General features: G+C 35.6%; 15 protein-coding genes. 11 read left to right on the top strand and 4 right to left on the bottom strand.

From position 1 onward, the window contains the following. Positions 1-40 precede the first annotated feature (40 nt). A complete protein-coding gene (locus tag ACIQX2_RS01765) occupies positions 41-763 on the bottom strand; it encodes an alpha/beta hydrolase (protein ID WP_402846323.1) in 723 nt (240 codons plus the stop codon). Positions 764-863: 100 nt separating this feature from the next. Between ACIQX2_RS01765 and ACIQX2_RS01760 the strand changes: the two genes are divergently transcribed. Next, a complete protein-coding gene (locus tag ACIQX2_RS01760) occupies positions 864-1,448 on the top strand; it encodes a phosphatidylglycerophosphatase A family protein (protein WP_402846321.1) in 585 nt (194 codons plus the stop codon). Positions 1,449-1,488: 40 nt separating this feature from the next. On the opposite strand, the gene ACIQX2_RS01755 is transcribed toward ACIQX2_RS01760, so the two are convergent. After that, entirely contained in the window at positions 1,489-2,220 is a 732-nt protein-coding gene (locus ACIQX2_RS01755) for a thermonuclease family protein (RefSeq protein ID WP_402846318.1), read from the bottom strand. A gap of 49 nt (positions 2,221-2,269) precedes the next feature. Between ACIQX2_RS01755 and ACIQX2_RS01750 the strand changes: the two genes are divergently transcribed. Then, a complete protein-coding gene (locus ACIQX2_RS01750) occupies positions 2,270-3,112 on the top strand; it encodes a DNA-3-methyladenine glycosylase family protein (RefSeq protein ID WP_402846316.1) in 843 nt (280 codons plus the stop codon). 58 nt (positions 3,113-3,170) lie between these two features. On the opposite strand, the gene ACIQX2_RS01745 is transcribed toward ACIQX2_RS01750, so the two are convergent. Beyond that, on the bottom strand, positions 3,171-3,314 hold the full coding sequence (locus tag ACIQX2_RS01745) for a hypothetical protein (protein WP_402846314.1): 144 nt from the start codon (positions 3,312-3,314) through the stop codon (positions 3,171-3,173). A gap of 488 nt (positions 3,315-3,802) precedes the next feature. Between ACIQX2_RS01745 and ACIQX2_RS01740 the strand changes: the two genes are divergently transcribed. The 8 genes from ACIQX2_RS01740 to ACIQX2_RS01705 all read left to right on the top strand — a co-directional run bounded on the left by ACIQX2_RS01740 (position 3,803) and on the right by ACIQX2_RS01705 (position 18,374). Beyond that, positions 3,803-5,191 (top strand): aldehyde dehydrogenase, encoded by a 1,389-nt coding sequence (locus tag ACIQX2_RS01740; RefSeq protein ID WP_402846312.1) that lies wholly within the window; start codon positions 3,803-3,805, stop codon positions 5,189-5,191. Positions 5,192-5,443: 252 nt separating this feature from the next. Next, entirely contained in the window at positions 5,444-7,618 is a 2,175-nt protein-coding gene (locus ACIQX2_RS01735) for a sensor domain-containing protein (protein WP_402846310.1), read from the top strand. A gap of 41 nt (positions 7,619-7,659) precedes the next feature. Further along, positions 7,660-8,709 carry a M42 family metallopeptidase gene (locus ACIQX2_RS01730; protein ID WP_402846308.1) on the top strand — a complete coding sequence of 350 codons (1,050 nt, stop codon included), beginning with the start codon at positions 7,660-7,662 and terminating at the stop codon, positions 8,707-8,709. A 690-nt stretch (positions 8,710-9,399) separates the two neighbouring features. Beyond that, positions 9,400-10,974 (top strand): peptide chain release factor 3, encoded by a 1,575-nt coding sequence (locus ACIQX2_RS01725; protein ID WP_402846306.1) that lies wholly within the window; start codon positions 9,400-9,402, stop codon positions 10,972-10,974. A 708-nt stretch (positions 10,975-11,682) separates the two neighbouring features. Beyond that, the gene (locus ACIQX2_RS01720; RefSeq protein WP_402846304.1) at positions 11,683-14,754 is read left to right on the top strand and encodes an efflux RND transporter permease subunit; all 3,072 of its coding nucleotides are present in this window, start codon (positions 11,683-11,685) and stop codon (positions 14,752-14,754) included. A 61-nt stretch (positions 14,755-14,815) separates the two neighbouring features. Next, positions 14,816-15,904, top strand: a complete 1,089-nt coding sequence (locus ACIQX2_RS01715) for an SDR family oxidoreductase (RefSeq protein ID WP_402846301.1) — start codon at positions 14,816-14,818, stop codon at positions 15,902-15,904. 245 nt (positions 15,905-16,149) lie between these two features. After that, positions 16,150-16,917 carry a TerC family protein gene (locus ACIQX2_RS01710; RefSeq protein WP_402846299.1) on the top strand — a complete coding sequence of 256 codons (768 nt, stop codon included), beginning with the start codon at positions 16,150-16,152 and terminating at the stop codon, positions 16,915-16,917. A 104-nt stretch (positions 16,918-17,021) separates the two neighbouring features. Beyond that, positions 17,022-18,374 carry a TrkH family potassium uptake protein gene (locus ACIQX2_RS01705; RefSeq protein WP_402846297.1) on the top strand — a complete coding sequence of 451 codons (1,353 nt, stop codon included), beginning with the start codon at positions 17,022-17,024 and terminating at the stop codon, positions 18,372-18,374. 228 nt (positions 18,375-18,602) lie between these two features. Here the strand turns inward: ACIQX2_RS01705 and ACIQX2_RS01700 are convergent, their stop codons facing one another. Further along, the gene (locus tag ACIQX2_RS01700) at positions 18,603-20,357 is read right to left on the bottom strand and encodes a B12-binding domain-containing radical SAM protein (protein ID WP_402846295.1); all 1,755 of its coding nucleotides are present in this window, start codon (positions 20,355-20,357) and stop codon (positions 18,603-18,605) included. Positions 20,358-20,536: 179 nt separating this feature from the next. Here ACIQX2_RS01700 and ACIQX2_RS01695 point away from each other — a divergent pair, with 179 nt between their 5' ends. Next, entirely contained in the window at positions 20,537-21,601 is a 1,065-nt protein-coding gene (locus tag ACIQX2_RS01695) for an ATP-binding protein (protein ID WP_402846293.1), read from the top strand. Positions 21,602-21,635 lie beyond the last annotated feature (34 nt).

Here is a 21,635-nt window from a genome sequence, read left to right as displayed (position 1 = left end):
ATTTTTATACAATCACATTACTATTATAACAAATATATCTCTATACGCTAAAATTATGCAGGAGAGATCTTTTCATATCTGGTTGCCAAAGCTTCCACGTATGGTTACCTTCTAATTCGTCATAAAAGGTCAAAATCCCTTTATTCTTAATTAAATTGTGTAATTCTCTATTAGGTGTGATGAAATCTGTTAGTTTGCCGTCACCAGTTTTCACTGCTTTTTCTTCCGTTCCAATGACATGATATAGCGAAAAAGCATGTACGTCTGCGTGATTTTCCACTTTTTTAAGAACCTCATCATTTACGAGCGGAGAGTGCATAATTACTTTTCCAAATGTATTTGGATAAGCTAAAGCAGTCATCAGTGAAACAGTCGCAGCTAAGGAATCGCCAATAAGAGATCTCCCCATACCAACCTGATAGGTAGGATAGTTATCATCTATATAAGGGACTAACTCTTGAGCTAAAAATCGAGTATAAGCAATATGCTTTGAACCTTCTGGATGGTATTTGCTTCTCCGGTCTTTAACATCTTTATAAGGCACTCCAACGATGATTATGTTTTCTATTGCACCCTCTTCGTATAACTCATCAGCAACTCTGGAAATTCTACCTAGCTGAAAATAGTCTTTGCCGTCGGATGCGATTAGTACTGAGTATTTATATAGTGGTGAATAGTTTGGTGGTAAGTAAATTAGTAGTTGCATATCTTCCTGTAAAGCTTCGCTAAAAAAAGATATATCTTGAATAGTACCTTTATTCATAAGTTCCTCCTAAAGTCATTCATGTAGTAAAGAAATTGTATCATATACTAGCAAAGAGGTATAATAAACCAAACGCTGTAAAATCAAAGGGGATAATAATATGGATAGACAGACATCAAGAGTCCATTCACGTGAAGTGGAGCAAGCTACAAAGGATGCTTTAAAGAGACGAGGAGTTACGATTGAAGAAATTGCAAAAATCGTCTATGAAATGCAGTTTCCATACAACAAAGGCCTTACGATTGAGCATTGTATAGAATCGGTTAAAAGTGTATTGAAAAAAAGAGAAATGCAGCATGCCATTTTAGTTGGTATCGAACTAGACGAGTTAGCAGAGAAGAAAATGTTATCTGCACCGTTACAACAAATAGTAGAAGCAGATGAAGGATTGTTCGGGGTAGACGAAACGATCGCACTAGGGGCTGTATTTACGTACGGAAGTATTGCAGTAACGACGTTTGGTCATTTAGATAAAAATAAAATAGGACTTATTTCTAAACTAGATACAAAGATCGGTGGAGCGGTTCATACTTTCTTGGATGATTTAGTAGCAAGCATTGCTTCGAGTGCGGCTTCGCGTTTGGCGCATCGGACGAGAGATTTAGAAGAAGAAAATGAAACGTTTGCAGATATTCCACCTGAACAAACAGCACCAGAAGTTAAAATAAAAGGTGCTAGAACTTAAGCTGTGCGGCCTCGTTCAAAGAGGCTACACAGTTTTTTTGTTACTCCCCAGATTTTTTAAAACCTGCTTTAGTAGCATCCTGCTCGGTGCAGAACCATTCTTCAGGATTTGTTTGCTCATAATACTTTCCGGTAGGTAGATGGTAAATCTTTTTACCCTGCCGATTAATATTCCCCTTAATGTTACATTTTTTGGCTGATTGTACAGCTTCTTGAGTGTTTTTATTGGCTCTAACTGAAACATCGAAGCCCCGGTTCGTGACATAATCCTCTGTCTGCCATACCCCCATTTTCTTCTTCTCCGCAATTTCAGTAGCTTTTTCGAACTCATCTAAATACCGGGTATTCGGAGGGAATACATAGGCAACACGGGCAAGCCCCTCTTCTAGCAATGTTTCTTGAACGCTCTCCCCATCTACATAAACATATGCTAGCATTCTGCCGTAATCATCTATACGGTTTCCTACATCAAACTCAATTGTGACATCCCCACTATTTAATAATTCCTTGTTGCGTTGTTTCGATTCCTGACCAAAAGGCTGCTTTCCTAATGTATGATGGTTTGTTTCTGGTGTATCTATTAGCAAGTATCGAACTTTTTCTATATTTCCATTATACTTGACCTTAATAGTATCGCCGTCAATCACCTCAACAACTTCTACGGAAATTTGATCTGTGCTTCCACTTGTTTGAATGACACCATTAGAGGAATTTTCTTCACAACCATACAGAATGCCAAAAAGTAGACCTACCCATACAAAAAACTTTTTCATTAATATCACCCATTGTATTGTAACATGAGTTAAAAAGGAGTAGATAGCCATGACACAAACAGTAGAGTTAGCCTTTAATTATCGGATGGAGGATGTCTTAATAAGACTAGCTTTCGATCCATTAAATTGCGTTGATATAGCCAATCAAACAGTCAAAATCCCTTTGGAAGAATCTATTATAACGGTTCAAAGTATTGGGTCATTTCATGAACCTAAATTTATAGTATCGGGCTTAGAAACAAAGGAACAATATGAACGAGTGCAATCCATCTTTCATTTTAATCGAAGCTTAGAACCAATTCAAAAGCACTTTTTAAATACTAATTTACATTCGTTGTTTTTAAGATTCGAAGGAACTCCGATTATTACGGATTTTTCTTTATACGCAAATATTATTAAAAGTATCATTCATCAGCAGCTAAATCTTTCTTTTGCTAGAACATTAACTGAAAGACTCGTTCACACTTTTGGTAAATGCAAGGAGGGTGTTTGGTTGTATCCGTCTCCTGAAACTATAGCGAGTATTGATGTTAATACGTTACGTCAAATGCAATTTAGTACAAGAAAAGCAGAATATATTGTAGGGATATCTAAAGCTGTTGCAGAGGGTCAATTAAACTTAGAGGCTCTTTCCACTCAAGAGGATGATTTCATCATTTCAGAACTGATTAAGTACAGAGGAATTGGTCCTTGGACAGCAGAAAGCTTCTTGTTGTTTGGTTTAGGAAGAGAGAATCTATTTCCATTAGCGGATATAGGGCTTCAAAATTCACTTAAAATACTTTGGCATTTAGACAGAAAGCCTATGAAAAGTGAAATTACACCTCATTTAGAATCGTGGTCACCTTATAATAGCTATGCCGCTTTATACCTTTGGAAGAATATAGAATGAAAAAATCAGCTTTTCCTTAATCATATGAAGGGAAAAGCTGATATCCTATATCGGTTATTCAATTAGGTGTCTCCGTTTCACCGTGGTCTTCTTTAAAATATAAAAATGATTCTTCTTCTATTTCATTCATTCGTTCCTTATTAAGCCCTAATGCGATAGCTCCTGTAAAAATGGGCTCCCACCAAGTTTCTGTTTCAGTCATTGTTATTTCCTCCCTTAATACGTTTATTTATATATCAGTTCTATACCCTGCCAACTTTCATTCATAAACTATTTTGCTGAAAAATGAATCAATAAGCATAGATTTTCTAAAGTGTATAGGCTAAAAGTTTTGCTATATGTGCCACTTTCATAAAAGCACACTTACAACGCTGATTTCCGCTCTCGGCGGGCACGGCTTGTGCCTCTCGAGCCTGTTCTCTCGCTCGTGCTGTTCCCGCTAGACTCGCCTCTCCAATATCCACAGAATCGACTATATAAAAACGATTAAAAAATTAAGATAAAATAAACTTTCCAGTTTAAGAATCAAGAAATTATTGATCAATATAGTTGGAAAAGAATTCTTAAAAGTAGTATTCCACGAAAGTCACTCTTCATGTATACCAAAAATAATTGCTTGTTCTATCTTCTATTAGAAATACATAGTATGATTTCTTTAAGAGTAAAGAAATGGAAAAGGAGTGAGTATAAATGAGATTTACAGAGGAACAACTAAATCGTATGCTAGACGAGCATCAAGCTTACTTTTATAGTGGAATGACGAGAACTGTGGCATTTCGGGTAGAACAATTGGAAATACTTAAAAAGACGATTAAAAAGTATGAAGGAGAAGTTATCGAAGCTTTATACAAAGATTTAAGAAAAAGTGAATTTGAAGCCTATGTGACGGAAATCGGATTGGTTTATGACAATATATCTTATATGATTAAAAATTTGGAGCAGTGGATGGTACCAAAGGTTGTAAAAACACCAGTTGCTTTAATGCCATCTAAAAGCTTTATCGTCAACGATCCATACGGTACGGTTTTGATCATTGCACCATTTAATTATCCGTTCCAGCTTGTGATGGAACCACTTATAGGAGCTATTGCTGGAGGAAATTGTGCAATTATAAAACCTTCTGAAGCAACACCAAATACATCTGATATCGTGAAAAAAATAATCGCGGAAGCATATGACCCAAGATATATTCGCGTTGTCGAGGGAGAAAAGGAAGAAACCTCCTTGCTAATACATGCGGCGTTTGATTTTATTTTCTTTACTGGAAGCGTTCAAGTAGGGAAAATTGTGATGAAGGCAGCAGCAGAAAGATTAACTCCAATTGCTCTAGAATTAGGTGGGAAAAGTCCAGCAATTGTTGATCACACGGCTAATTTAGCTGTTGCAGCTAAACGGATTGTGTGGGGGAAATTCGTGAATGCTGGTCAAACATGTATTGCACCTGATTATGTATTAGTGGAGGAAACTGTTAAAGATAAGTTTATCGAACAGTTAAAGAAAGCAATTGCTCAATTTTATGGTAACGATATTCAACAAAGTACTGACCTTGGAAGAATAGTGAATAGTAATCATTTTGATCGACTAAGTGGTGTTTTAGAAGCGGAAAGGGACCAAATTATTTTCGGAGGCAAAATGGACCGGGATGATTTATTTATAGAGCCAACCATTTTAAATGGAGTTGACTTCAATAGTCCATCTATGGAGGAAGAATTGTTTGGTCCTATATTACCTATCATTAGTTATAGCGATTTACGAGGAATAGTGTATCGAATTCGCAAATTGCCAAAACCTTTGGCTGCTTATATGTTTAGCGAAAATGAAAAAGCTCAGCAATACTTTCTTCAAGAGCTCCCATTTGGCGGTGGCTGTATAAATGACACGATTACGCATGCTGGCAGTGTACACCTTCCATTCGGGGGAGTAGGAAATTCAGGGACTCAAGCTTATCATGGAGAAGCGAGTTTTACTTTATTTACTCACCAAAAATCCATTGTGAAGAAAAATACTACCTTACCGATTAATATTGTTTTTCCACCGTATAAAAATAAAGTAAAGCTAGTAAGAGGTTTGCTAAAGTAAATAATGAAAATGCAACTAAATGAAATTGAAAATTAGTAATATTATATGATCCAAAAGTCATCCTATTTCTTTAAGCTAGGATGGCTTTTTGTATTCAGTGTTAACCAATTCTTACTAAAAGATTATAAAATGTCACAACTCTTGTAAAATCGATATATATTTACTGTCGACTCATTGACAAATAGTGACTATTTAACTAACATTGAGTTAGATATTGATACTTAACAACCATTTTTAGGCGGGGGGAGTAATATGAAGTCTGTATTTAATACGAACACCGATGAATTATTATATAAAGTTAAAACTGCAATATTTGATGAGTCATTGGCGAGTGATATAGCACTTCAGGAGAAGCTTGACGATGCCTTTTTTAATATGGAGCTTATGGATTATGCAGTGAACGAAACGATGATAATAGCTGTTACCAACAAGGCTGGACAAATATTATTTGTAAATGATCGCTTTTGCGATATTACAGGATATTCGAAGGAAGAGTTAATAGGAAAAACACATAAAATTATTAATTCCAATACTCACCCTGCATCCTTCTTTAAAGAAATGTGGGAAACTATTTTTAAAGGAAACACATGGACAGGTGAAATATGCAATAGACGTAAGAATGGCGAATTATATTGGGTGAAAACATATATATTACCTGTTGAAACGTATGGTAATGATACTTATTTCCTCAGCATCCGTACGGATATTACATTAGAAAAAGAAAAAGAAGTATTATTGCAGTCCAAACTACTTTCCTCATTTGAAACAGTTGTCCACCATATTAACAATTTAGTTTTCAAAGTGGAAAAAGATAGTGATAACAATTGTGGTTTTTCCTTATTAACAGGGAAATTAGCTGCAGAATATTTAGCTGAAAAAGGGCTACAAACGATTCAACCCAACAGGGATTCTATTAAGAAAAAAGTTTTAAGTCCAATCTATAATATAAATACATACTTTTCTGAAGAGATGACAGACAGATTATTATTTTATATAAAAAAAGTTAATATTGGGGAAGAAGTCTTCTACAAAGAATGGTTTGGCGATAGATGTGTACATATTACAATTTCTCCAATTGAACAAGATGGAATAATAAGTGGTGCGATTGGTATTGGCAACGATATTACAGAGCTCGAATCAGCGAGGACTGAACTCACTGAGATGGCGTACCGTGATCATTTGACAAATACATATAATACCGCTGCTCTTGAAAGAGATATTGTAGAACTTATAAATGAAAACCTGCCATTTAGTTTTCTATATATAGATTTGGACCGATTTAAAAATATTAATGATTCCTTAGGTCATGTTACCGGCGATTCCTTACTTAAAGTAGTTGCTAAAAGAATTAAGAATTTCTATAAACGAACTGGTGAGTTATATCGCATTGGTGGTGATGAATTTGTTGTGCTTATTGTGGAGCGACAAAAAGAAAATAAAACACTAGAAAATGCATTGGAATTAATCCAAAAGATTGAAGAACCTTTTAGTATAGAGGAAATGGAAATATATATATCTTGTTCTATCGGCATTGCTTCCTTTCCGTTGCACGGATCTAGTTATAAGGAAATGCACCGAGCAGCTGATCTAGCACTTAATATTTCAAAGGACTATGGAAAGCGAACTGCTGTGATATTCGATAAAAAGTTTATGGAGGGGCATGTCAACAAGGTAGGGTTAGAAAGCGATATTCGGGCAGGTTTAAATAATCATGAGTTTTACCTTGACTATCAGCCTAAAGTAAATTTGAAAAGAGAAAAGGTTGATGGCTATGAAGCATTAATTCGATGGAATAAAAAAGGTAAAGAAATTATTCCGCCAAATGACTTTATACCTTTCGCAGAAGAAACAGGTCTCATTATTTCTATTGGAAAATATGTGTTAGAAGAAGTCTGTAGACAAGGAGTTATATGGCTCAAACAGGGGGTCCCTTTTCAAACTATTTCCGTTAATATAAGTCCCGTAGAGTTAGAGCAGAATGATTTTTTTACAAATTTGCAAGAAATTTTGGAGAAAACCGGGCTACCTGCAAAATATTTAGAAATAGAGATGACAGAAAATATATTAATGAAGAATATGGATAAATTATTGAATTTACTACATAAATTAGAAAAGCTTGGAATCAAGCTAGCAATGGATGATTTTGGTTCTGGTTTTTCTAACTTCCGATATTTAAGTGAGCTTCCAATTCACACATTAAAAATTGACAGAAGTCTAATGGACCGGGTATTAACGGGCCGTGATGAAGTGATTGTGTCCTCCATAATTAGAATCGGTCATAGTTTAGGTCTAGAAGTAGTTGCAGAAGGAGTAGAAACCTTAGAGGTTGTAGAGTTTTTAAAGGCTCATAATTGTCATACAATACAAGGCTATTACTATTCAAAACCTATTAAAGCATACCAAGTACCAAGTTTTATATTAAAGTAATATTTTGGTATGATAAAGGTATGCTTAAAGGAGGATTTTTAATGTCATTTTCATTTCATGCAAAAGATACAGTTTCATTATTAAAACAATTAGTAGAAATCCCTAGTCCATCTGGTTATACAAAAGAGATTATGGATTTTATGGAAGACATTCTACAGAAGCTAAAAGTGGATTATATTAGAACAAATAAAGGGGCATTAATCGCAACTATAAAAGGTTCTGATGAAACAAAGCATCGTCTTTTAACTGCGCATACAGACACTTTAGGTGCGATGGTAAAGGAAGTAAAGGGAAGCGGTAGATTGCAGCTTACTATGGTAGGTGGCTTTAACTGGAATGCTGTAGAAGGTGAATATTGTACTATTCATACAGCAGATGGTAAAAAAATACGAGGCACTATTTTAATGCACCAAACTACTGTGCATGTATACAAAAATGCTAGTGGTTTACCTCGTGATGAAAAAAACATGGAAGTTCGTATAGACGAAAAAGTATTAACTGCAGAAGATACACGAAAATTAGGTATTGAGGTAGGGGATTTTGTTTCATTTGATCCACGATTTGAAGAAACCGAAAACGGGTTTATTAAATCCCGCCATCTAGATGATAAAGCTAGCACTGCTTTACTTCTTCAATTAATCAAAACTATTCAAACCTCAAAGGTGACCTTACCACATACAACTCATTTCTATATTTCTAATAATGAGGAGATTGGATATGGCGGTAACTCAAATGTACCGGCGGAAACGGTGGAATATTTGGCTGTAGATATGGGTGCTATTGGAGATGGACAAGCATCGGATGAGTTTACGGTTTCTATTTGTGCAAAGGATTCCTCGGGACCATACCATTATGAATTAACTCGTCAATTAGTAGAGCTGGCTCAAACAGGAAATATCGATTACAAATTAGATATTTATCCATACTACGGGTCTGATGCTTCGGCAGCAATTCGAGCAGGGTATGATGTGAAGCATGCATTATTAGGACCTGGAATTGAAGCATCTCATGCTTATGAACGTACACATATCGATTCATTAGAAAATACTGCCAAACTTTTATATAGCTATGTAAACACGAAAATCTCTTGAAAATCGGGTAAAACCGATTTTTTAAAAAAAGAGAGTAAATAAAAGTATCTCGTGAACACTGAGTTCAGGGAACTAGGAATAATAAATAATCCTATGATTTACGTTTCAGGTGGACGCGTTTCGCGGGGTGAGCGATGAGCTATCACCGTCGCTTCGTGCCGCTGTGATATCTCATCTGTCTCACTCATCCCGCAGAAGTCGCCACCTTACACTTCAATCAATGAATGTGTAGTACTACACGAAGAGATTTGCTATAGCTTATCCTTAACATAAAGGAATTGGGCAAATTTTATAAACAATCATCCAATTACCAGTAATCTTTTTGGGATAGGATTGTAGTGCAATAAGAGCAGTAAAAGACAGAGTGTCATTTAAATGATATTGTATGGAACTATACTTATATAATAGAGGTTATTATGGATTGTAGCGCAGGTCGGCGACTCCTGTGGGAATAGCACGAGGGAGAGACTACAGGCTCGAGCCGTGCCCACGGAAAGCGTCCGACCGGAGCTACAATCAAAGGTATATCTAGATTTTTATTCTTAAGGGACCGGGTTTCTTTCTGCCCGGTTTTTCTTTATCTAGTCCAACGATCATCATAACTAAGATAGGTACTTTCACTTTTTTTACTTGTTTTTTTCCCTCTAAATCCATATGATAAGAAAGTGAATAAGAAGGAGATATAACAGAATGGACATAAAATTACAAGATGAAATATTAAAAAGAAGAACCTTTGCAATCATTTCCCATCCAGATGCCGGAAAAACAACTATTACGGAAAAGCTTTTATACTTTGGTGGAGCCATTCGTGATGCAGGAACAGTTAAAGGGAAAAAGTCTGGGAAATTTGCAACATCTGACTGGATGGAAATTGAAAAGCAACGTGGTATCTCGGTAACCTCGTCTGTTATGCAATTTGACTATAATAATTGTCGTATAAATATATTGGATACACCTGGACATCAGGATTTTAGTGAGGATACCTATCGTACACTAATGGCTGTAGATAGCGCGGTGATGATTGTCGATGCAGCAAAAGGTATTGAAGCTCAAACGTTAAAACTATTTAAAGTTTGTCGTATGAGAGGTATTCCTATTTTCACTTTTATAAACAAGCTGGACCGTCAAGGGAAGGAACCACTTGAACTAATGGAAGAATTAGAAGAGGTTCTTGGCATTCAATCATATGCAATGAACTGGCCAATTGGTATGGGGAAAGAGTTCTTAGGAATCTATGATCGTTTTAATGGACGCATCGAGCAATTCCGTACCGAAGAATCTGAGAGATTCCTTCCTTTAGATGAAGAGGGAGAGCTTGCAGTTGATCATTCAATGAAAGAAACTTCCTACTATACACAGGCTATTGAAGATATAATGTTGCTAAACGAAGCCGGTAATGATTTCGATAAGGAAAAAGTATTGGCCGGAGATTTGACTCCCGTATTTTTTGGTAGTGCTTTAACTAATTTCGGAGTACAAACATTTTTAGAAACCTATTTACAATTTGCTCCAACACCTCAGCCTCGCATGACTGAAAAGGAAGAAGAAATAAATCCGTTAAACGAAGATTTTTCAGGTTTTATCTTTAAAATTCAAGCGAATATGAATCCAGCTCACCGTGATCGTATTGCCTTTGTTCGTATCGTTTCTGGTAAATTTGATAGAGGCATGACGGTTACATTGGCTCGTACTGGAAAAACGTTTAAAGTTACGCAGTCTACCCAATTTTTGGCTGATGATCGTGAAACAGTTGATACGGCGGTTGCTGGAGATATTATCGGGCTTTACGACGTGGGGAATTATCAGATAGGAGATACGGTTGTCGGTGGCAAGAAAGCTTTTACATATGAAAAGCTTCCTCAATTTACACCTGAGCTATTTGTTAAAGTAACTGCTAAAAATGTACTAAAGTCGAAGCATTTCCACAAAGGAATATTACAATTAGTGCAAGAAGGGGCAATCCAGTATTATAAAACACTACACACTGAGGAAATTATTTTAGGTGCTGTTGGACAGCTTCAATTTGAAGTGTTTGAGCATCGTATGAATAATGAATATAATGTGGATGTCAGAATGGAACCAATCGGCTCTAAAGTTGCCAGATGGATTGAGAACGAAGATGAGGTTAAGGAATCTATGACAGGTCCACGTTCGATGCTTGTAAAAGATCGATATGATAATTATGTGTTCTTATTTGAAAATGAGTTTGCCACTCGTTGGTTCCAAGACAAATACGAGCATATTAAGCTTTATAACTTACTATAGAATGGAAAAGGTTGCCTTTATGGTGACCTTTTTTGGATGAAAGGATATTAAAATGTCCTGTGAACACTTGGTTGAAGGACTTGTAAGAATGAAAAATACTACTGATTTCCGTTACGGGTGGATGCGTTTCACGGGCTGAGCGATGAGCTATCACCGTCGCTAATGCGCCGCTTTGATAACTCATCTGTCTCACTCATCCCGCTGAAGAGCCACCTTTCACAGCAATCAATACAGTGAATAGTACTCAACTATAAAATTAAGCAAACCTTACCCGAAAGACTAAAAGATTGGCCAATTTTTTTAGTGATTAACTCAAATTACTTGTAATCTTTTTTGAATAAAAACGTTATCAAATCATAGAGAAGAGCACTTATTTATATGGTATTGGATTCAACTTTCATATATTAAGTGGTTCTTGTAGATTGGAGCTCAGGGCGGCGACTCCTGCCGGAAAAGCATGAGCTGAAGACCCTGGAATGAGCGTAGCAAAATCTTTTTTTCGACGAGCTTGCGCAGGAGCAAGTGAAGCAGCTAAAGTCATGCCGGCGGAAAGCGTCCGCCCTGAGCGAAAATCTACGGCAAAGTTATTTAAAGACCGGGCATTTTTGCCAGGTTTTTCTTGATTTCTCAGGCTAAACTGGATAAATATTTGAACTCTGCTTCTGTAGAGCATATGATAGAAAGAGCAAATAAGAAGGTGGTCCCCGAATGAATATTAGTGACTTTTCCATAAAAAGACCCGTATTTACAACCGTTATAATGTTTTTAATCATCATACTTGGCGGGGTTTCATTTTTTAAAATACCTGTTACTTTAATACCAGATTTAAATCCTCCGATTGCAGTGGTTGTCACGAACTATCAAGGGGCAAGTCCAATTGAAGTAGATGAAAAAGTTACGAAGCCTTTAGAAGCATCGTTAAGTACTTTACCAGGAATCGAGTCGATTAATAGTACATCCCAAGAAGGGGCTAATTTTATTCTTTTAGAATTCGATTGGTCTACAGATATGGATGCCATTCAGTTAGACGTTATGCAACGAATTGATATTACACCACTTCCTGATGGAGCAGATAAGCCAAGATTTCTGAAGTTTGATCCTGCTCAATTCCCAGTCATCCAGCTATCCCTAAACACGAAGGATTCAAAAGCTGAAATTCAACAAATAGCAAAGCAATTAGAGAAAGAATTATTGAGAACAGAAGGAGTCGCAAGTGTTAATATATCCGGTTCTTTAGTCGAAGAAGTGCAGATTTTATTGGACCAAGAGAAATTAAAAAACAAGGGACTTACACAAGCTGACATCGTACAAGTCATTCAGGCGAACAACATTTCACTTCCAGGTAATCCAGTTGAAACTAATGAGGATAAATCATTAACTACTAGAATTATTAGCACGTTAACATCTGTCGAAGATATAAAAAATTTAGTAGTAACTGTTAATCCTTTGGATGGGACAACTATTACGATTGCAGATATAGCGACTGTCGATTTAACTAAGTCAGAACAATTTTCTCAAACTAGAGCGAATGATGAACCAGCTGTTTTACTATCTGTTTTCCAGGAGTCTAGTGCCAATACTGCAAATGTTTCTACCGCTTTTCAGGGAGCATTAGATAAGCAACTTGAAAAAGAAGAGTTTAAAGATATAAAAGCAAATATTCTTTTTGATCAAGGAGACTATGTAAAAATTGCCATAAACAATATAGGAACTACGTTAATAACGGGTGGATTATTGGCAATGGTCATTCTGTTTATATTCCTAAAAGGTATTAGAAGTCCTATAATTGTTGGAGTCGCAATTCCATACTCCGTAATTGTTACATTCGTTCTCATGTACTTTGCTGGATTTTCACTAAATATTATGACATTAGGGGCGCTTGCACTAGGTATTGGGATGCTTGTTGATAACTCTATTGTTGTTATTGAGAATATAGAGCGGCACTTAGGATTAGGAAAGACTCCTAAAGAAGCGGCAAGTGTAGGAACGAGAGAGGTAGCTGGTGCTATAACAGCCTCAACTTTGACGACTGTAGCTGTTTTTGTACCCGTTTTGTTTCTTTCTGGTTTAATTGGACAAATATTTACGGAATTTGCTCTTACTATCTCATTTAGTTTGTTCGCATCCTTGGTAGTAGCCATTACTGTAATTCCAATGATGGCAAGTAAGTTATTGAAAAAGCCTAAAGGGAACTTAGAGGCTAAAAGAAGAAGGTCGAAAGCGTATAATAATTTTGAACGTTCGATTAAATGGACTTTAGGTCATCGTTCCATAATATTAATGATTACCTTTGTTCTATTAGTCGTTTCCGGAATAGGTTTGTTCCGAGTCGGAACAGAGTTTTTACCAGCAACTGACGAAGGATTTGTCACTATTTCAATAGATCTTGAAAAAGGCTCTTCATTTACAGCAACAGATACAGTGGTTCATAAAGTAGAAGAAATTCTACAAGAAGAAGAGGATATAGAGGTGTATGTAAGTTTTGTTGGAGGAAGTCAGGAAGGACAATCTAGAGGTAGTGCAAACTCCAATACGGCTGAAATCTCAGTGAAGTTAAAAGCATTAGAAGATAGGGATCGGTCTGTTTTTACGTTTGTTGATGAAGTACAGCCAAAAGTATTAAAAGTTGTAGGAGCCGATGCAGAGATTAATTTTAATGTGCAGACTGCTTCTGGCTCTTCTCCAAATGTTGTGTCATTTACTTTGTCCTCAAATAACAAGAAAGTCTTGGACACAGCAGTGAATAACTTACAACAGGATTTAGAAAGCTTAGAAGGTGTTGTCAAGGTTGCAAATGACTTAACTACTAAAGTAGAAGAGGTACAGATTAATGTCATTCGAGAGAAAGCAATTGAATATGGAATTGCTCCAGCTCAAATTGCACAGACAGTAAATAACATAACAAGAGGGGTTTTGGCTTCTCAGATTATTGATGAAAACGACAATGTATTTGGTGTTTATGTGAAATACGATGAAATGTATCGTAGTAACTTGGAGCAGTTAAAGCAATTGCAGCTACGTGCACCATCAGGTCAGTATATTGCATTACAGGACGTTGCAACTGTTGATATTGCTGAAGGACCAGTCGCCATTCGAAGCGTAGATCAAGCTAGTGCAATATCATTTTCAGTGAAATACGAATCCAAATATTCATTAGGGGATATGTCTGATTTAGTGGATGTGGTTATCCAGCAACAGAATTTCTCGGAGGATATTGATGTATCTTTTGGTGGAGATCGAGAATTAATGGATAACTCCAAGAATGATATGATTCTGGCAGTGCTGCTTGCGGTAGTACTAGTGTTTATCGTAATGGCAGCACAATTTGAATCATACAAATATCCTTTTGTCATCATGTTTACAGTACCACTTGTGGTTATAGGTGTCTTCATAGGACTATTTACAACTAATTTACCAATAAGTATTTCTGCTATCATCGGAATCTTAATATTGGTAGGAATTGTTGTAAATAACGGAATTGTATTGGTCGATTATATCAATCAACGAAAAGCAGATGGAATGCCCTCGTATGAGGCAATTATTACATCAGTCCGAGACCGTGTACGTCCCATTTTAATGACTGCATTGACGACGATATTAGGTCTTGTCCCATTAGCTTTAGGGATTGGAGAAGGTACGGAGATTAATCAACCAATGGCCATAACTGTTATTGGTGGATTAATAAGTTCTACTTTTCTTACTTTGTACGTAGTTCCGATAATTTATAGTTTATTTGATAAAGAAACAAGAAAAGAAACAACTAAAGATTCTGATAGTTAGTGAAAAGAGTCTTCAACTGAAGGCTCTTTTTTTGTATACTGGAAAAAAAGGGGTGTTGTTATTGGCTTCTGCGTTAATAACTGGATTTCCAGGTTTTTTGGCAAAGAATATTATGAAAGAGTTAAGAAAGCAACAAGCATATACAAAAATCTATGTTCTCGTACTTCCTTCTCAGATTGAATTAGCCGAGAGTATAATTGCAGAAATTTATCATGATCAACTTCATTCTCAAATAATTGAAATAGTAGAAGGAGATATTACGCTCGCTGGAGCAGGTATACATCAAGATACATTTGAAAAGTTATGTGACGAAGTAGAATATGTTTGGCATCTGGCAGCAATTTATGATTTAGCAGTGCCGAAGGAAATTGCATGGAAAGTGAATGTACATGGTACTGAAATGTTTAATAACGTAGTTACTCAGTTCTCCAAGCTAAAGCGATATACATATTTTAGTACTGCATATGTTGCAGGTTTGCGAGAAGGGAAATTGTTAGAAACTGAATTAATTCGACCAGTAGGATTCAAAAATCATTACGAAGAAACTAAATATGAGGCAGAATTGCTAGTGGAAAAGTTAAAAGAAAGAGTACCTGTTACTATTATTCGTCCTGGTATTGTTAGAGGACATTCAGAAACCGGTGAAACGATTAAGTTTGATGGTCCGTATTTTTTTGTTAATATGATTTCAAATTTAAGGAAGCTTCCTTTCCTACCCTATTTGGGTAAATCGAATGCATTTATAAATGTTGTGCCAAGTGATTATATAACCAAAGCATCCATCTATTGTTCATTAAGTGAAGAGGCAATAGGCAAGACCCTTCATCTGACAGATCCTAACCCTTATCCAGTAGAGGAGGTTTACAAAGCATTTGTGAAAGAAGTTACTGGGAAGTATCCAAAAGGAAGGTTCCCCTTAAGTATTGCGAAAACTGCTGTTTCCTTCTATCCAATTCGAAAACTTTTACAGGTGGAAAAAGAAACTTTAGACTACCTAACGTGGTATGCTACATTTGATACAACGAATGCGGAAGCAATTCTTTCAAAAGGGAATATTACTTGCCCAGATTTCATTCAATCTATACCACCGATGATTACATTTTATAACAATCATAAGCATGACCCATCTTTTCATATACCGATAAAATGAACTTCCTCATGCTGATAGAGTATTATTTGTTTACAAGAGCTGGAGTTATGGGTATAATTAGTAACATAACTAAATAAACTTTTGACTAACGTCAAAGGGGAGTAGCTATAGGGAAACCTATTTCATAGTCGTCATTACGTGGTTTATACCACCGGTTATGATAGCAATTATATTATTTTTGCTTAGCAAGACCTTTGCCTTTTTTAAGGCAGGGGTCTTTTTATATGCAAAAAAGGAGGATATTGATGGATACGGCAATATTATTGGAGTACGGTTGGGTAGTATTAGTTTTGGTAGGTTTAGAAGGTTTATTAGCAGCCGACAATGCAGTCGTTATGGCTGTAATGGTAAAGCATTTACCGAAAGCGCAACAGAAAAAAGCATTATTTTACGGTTTACTAGGTGCATTTGTATTTAGATTTTTAGCATTATTTATGATTACTTTCTTAGTGAATATTTGGCAGGTGCAGGCATTAGGTGCAGCATACTTGTTATTCATTTCGATAAAACACATTTATGATCAGCGAAAAACATCGGATAACCATATAGATATGGACGATATGGCACCTAAAAAAGGGTCGGGCTTCTGGATGACCGTTTTAAAAGTAGAGCTTGCAGATATAGCATTTGCGATTGACTCTATGTTAGCAGCGGTTGCAATAGCGGTAACATTGCCACATTGGGGAGAATATGAAATTGGTGGTATTAATGGTGGACAGTTCGCAGTAATGTTCATTGGTGGAGTAATAGGTCTAGTAATTATGAGATTTGCTGCACATAAATTCGTTCAATTATTGGAAAAAATGCCTTCCCTTGAAACAGCAGCATTCTTAATCGTAGGATGGGTTGGGGTTAAACTTGCGGTAATGACATTAGCACATCCGAATGTTGGAGTGTTAGATGAGCATTTCCCACACTCTACACCATGGAAAGTAACTTTCTGGGTAGTATTACTTGGAATTGCTATTGGTGGTTACCTTTTAGGTGTTGCGAAACAGAAAAAAGAAGCGTAATAATTTTAGAAAATGCGTAAAAAGATAGTTTTAGCTATCTTTTTACGTTTTTTTTTTTTACAATGAGATAATAATTACTCGAATTGTCGAAAGGAAATAAAATAATGAAGCAGCCACAACTTAAAAAGAAATTGAAATTTACACCTGCTCAAGTAATTGTCACTTATTATTTCATTGCGATTGCTATTTCTGTTATTCTTCTTCGTTTACCAGGAGTACATAAACCAGGGGTGGAAGTTGCGTTCATTGACAGTTTGTTCACCGCAGTCAGTGCTGTTTCCGTTACTGGTTTAACTGCAATAAGTATTTTGGATACATACAGTGTATTTGGCTATTTCATGCTTATTCTTATTCTTCAGCTTGGTGGAATTGGAATTATGTCGTTAGGAACATTTATTTGGTTAATAGCAGGCAAAAAGATTGGGCTGCGTGAAAGACAGTTAATAATGGTCGATCATAACCAATCCAATTTATCAGGTGCTGTTCATCTAATTAAAGAGATTGTTAAAATTCTACTACTTATTCAACTTATCGGCGCAATACTATTAACTTTATATTTTACACAGTATTTTGATACACTTAAGCAAGCGGCAATGCATGGAATATTTACATCTGTCTCCGCAACAACCAATGCTGGATTTGATATTACTGGTCAATCATTATTTGCATACCATAATGACTATTTTGTGCAAACGATCACGAGTATATTGATTGTATTTGGGGCTATCGGTTTTCCAGTTTTAATAGAAGTAAAGGAGTTTTTGTCTAATAAAAACAAAAATTTCCGTTTTTCTTTATTTACAAAGCTGACGACAATAACGTATGGCGCACTCTTAGTGTTTGGTACTGTGATGATTTTTTTATTAGAGCTTTTTAATTCGTTTAAAGGTATGCCGTGGCACGAGAAGTTCTTTACAGCATTTTTTCACTCGGTGTCCACACGTTCAGCTGGTTTAACTACGATGGATGTTACGTTATTTAGTGAAGGTACTAACTTTTTAATGAGTATTTTAATGTTTATAGGTGCTTCACCAAGTTCTGTAGGTGGTGGAATTCGAACGACTACATTTGCTATAGCACTTCTTTTTTTAATCCATTTTTCACGAGGAAAAGAAAATATTCAAATTTTTAATCGAGAAATTCACTTAATAGATGTCTATCGTTCCTATGCAGTGATTATTTTGGCATTAATAATGGTTTTTGTCGCAACATTATTACTCTCAGTTACGGAGCCTGATGTACCAATTGCCTCTTTGATATTTGAAATAACGTCTGCTTTTGGAACTTGCGGTATGAGTCTTGGGATTACAGGAGATTTGTCGGACATAGGGAAAGTTACTATTATGATTTTAATGTTTATCGGACGAGTTGGGTTAATATCGTTCTTGTTTACATTAGGAGGAAAGCATAACAAAACAAAATATCATTATCCGAAAGAGCGTGTAATTATTGGATAATATAAAAGCCGAGCAATGGAATTATTGCTCGGCTTTTTTTGAACCATTCTGGCATCAACAGGCAGTTATCTACTGCCCCTTGATACGAGAAAAACTCCATAAGATTACAAAAAAAGTGATACTGGTTGTGACGGACGTTACAACCAGTATCACTATAAATTCACTAGGTAATAATATAGGGAATTTTCTGTCAAAGCCCTTGGAAAACGATAGACACAGGTTTTTACATTAAAGTGTGTTTGCGCGTTTCCCATTAACAAAAGATAAATGAGGAGACTCAGATTTACCAAAAGTAGTTAATAAATATCCTTCTTTTTCCTCAATAGAACCGTGCATAAATGCATCTACATCAATAGAAATTGGCGTGATAAAGGTTTGCTTATACAATTCACGTTCATTCAACTGTAACGTAGTAAAGGCTTCTCCTGCTATACTTGGATCCTCTACTAATAATTTATACATTATAGACTGTTCTTCCTTACTAAGATCATTATTCCACCAGGGCTTGCGAGGCTGGAACTTCTGTTTTGATAAATAATCTAGTTTCATTACACTTCTAATCGTAGGCAATGATATATTCTCTAGTCCTTCTAAGAAGGCATAAAGTCTTGTAAATAAATCCTCTAATTGGTGACCGATTCTTGACCAGTTGCGCTCTTCCCAAAAAGTGCCGAATTGTTGAAAGAAATCGAAAGGTGTCTCAAATACATATTCGAATAAATACTCGAGAGTCCGATCCATTCGATGTGCATTCCAATATTTCTCTAAAACATCTTCTACTTGTTTAATACGTAAAATATCGTCAAAGTTTAACACATTATTTGAGAATATTTCGTATGGGGCTTGATCTACATAAACGTAGCCATATTTTTCAGCTTCGACGCGTAGTCCCGTCCCTCGCAGTAATTTTAAAAATCCTAATTGAAGTTCCTCAGGACGCATCTCAAATACTTCATTAAAAGTATTTCTAAATGAAGAATAATCTTCTTCTGGAAGGCCGGCGATTAAATCTAAATGTTGGTCAATCTTTCCACCGCTTTTAACCATCGTCACAGTTCGTTTTAGTTTTTCAAAGTTTTGTCGACGTTGAACAAGTTCATTCGTTAAGTCGTTTGTCGATTGAACACCTATTTCAAAGCGGAATAATCCAGCAGGGGCATTATCATTTAAAAATTGAATAACTTCCGGACGCATAATATCGGCTGTAATTTCAAATTGAAAAACTACTCCAGGATGATGCTCGTCTATAAGAAATTGAAACATTTCCATTGCATAGCTTCGACTAATGTTAAATGTTCGATCGACAAATTTAATGATTTTTGCACCATTTTCCATTAAATATCGAATATCATTTTTTACTTTATCTCGATTAAAATATCGGACGCCAACTTCTATAGAAGACAAGCAAAATTGACAAGAAAAGGGACAACCTCTACTCGTTTCCACATAGACAATGCGCTTCGACAAATCAGGAAGATCCTCCACGAAACGATAAGGGGAGGGAGATAATCTTAAATCCAGTTTTGGCGGTAGCACATTAAGTATAAATTTGTCATCTTGTACATATGCTAGACCAGGAACTTCTTTTATCTCTCTTTTATGAGATAAAAAGTCTAGCAAATTTTTAAACGATTGCTCTCCTTCACCAACGACCACGTAATCGATTTCTTTTACTTTTCGTAACCAAATATTTGTATCGTAAGAAACTTCTGGACCTCCTAAAACGACTACTATTGTAGGATCTACAGTTTTAAGCATTTTAATAACCTTTATCGTTTCTTCAATATTCCATATATAGCAACTAAAACCCACAACGTTCGGCTTCTTTTGATAAAGGTCAGCAACGATATTAAAGGTCGGATCTTTAATTGTGTATTCTACTATTTGGGGGTGATACTCAGGTTCAGCATATGCTTTTAAACAGCGTAGTGCTAAATTGGTATGGATAAACTTTGCATTCAAAGTGGTTAATATTATATTCATTGTTCATAAACTCCTTTATTAATATATCTATTGTATCAGTCATTAGTATTGTCGACAATATAGGCTAAAAGAATCATGCAAATTTGTTCGACATTATGGAATAATCAGAATAAATAAACAAATATTATTTTCGACTATATAATTTTGTAATTGTAATAATCTGAAAGGCTGGTGTCTTCTTGTTAACAAAATATGATAATAAAGAAAAGTTTGATCATATATTTCAGCTATTTTCAAGTGGGCTGATTTTTATTAATGACAGAGGGATACTATTAGACATGAATTCGTATGCCGAAAAAATTCTACTCATAAATAAAAGTGACTATATTGGTAGAAATGCAAAGGATTTATACAATATGTTTAATCTTTGCGACGAAGAGAAAGAAATTCTCACAGAAAAACTCCAAAAAGAAGGATATTTGGAAAATCATTTGGAATACCAACCAATCGATGGTGAATATAAATATGTACATGTAGTAATTTCTAAACAAATAGATAGTGGACTATATCTATTAGAAATAAATGATGAATCTGAAAAGATATATATGAAGAAAAGATTAGATCAATCTGAATCACTTCGTACATTAGGACAACTTGCTGCCGGAATAGCACATGAAATTCGGAATCCAATGACCTCGTTAAAAGGCTTTACACAATTATTAAGTCAAAATGCAACAGAAGATACGCAGCGTTATTTAACTGTTATTAAACACGAAATCGATCAAATGGAGAATATTCTAACTCAATTTTTAGAGCTTTCTAAACCAAGTAAATCTAAATTAAATGTTATCTATGTGGAAGATACAATTTTAGAAGTGGTTAATTTTATGGCGCCGGAAGCATTATTGAAGTCCATAAATTTAAATGTTTCTAGTCAAGTAACCAAAGAATGTCATGTTGTTGGAGATAGTCAATTATTGAAGCAGGTATTTATAAATGCTATTAAAAACGGAATAGAAGCAATGCCTAATGGTGGAAATATCCTTATTAATATTTCGTGCAAGCCGGGACACGTAGTCAGTATTTCTGTGAAGGATCAAGGGCATGGGATTGATGATATAAATATCAATAAAATTTTCCAACCATTTTTTACTACTAAAACAGCAGGGACAGGCCTAGGACTCTCACACGTTTATAAAGTTATAGAAGAACATGGCGGAAATATAGAAGTTAAGAGCAAAGTTGGAGAAGGTACTACTTTCGATTTTTTACTACCCTGCAGAAAAAAATATGATGGTTTTTGACAATTTAAACCACGGACCTATATAATAGTTGTTA

It is taken from the genome of Psychrobacillus sp. NPDC096623, assembly GCF_044762655.1.
GTDB lineage: Bacteria > Bacillota > Bacilli > Bacillales_A > Planococcaceae > Psychrobacillus.
Note: the sequence above shows the minus strand (reverse complement) of the source record. Positions and strands in the feature narration are given on the sequence as shown.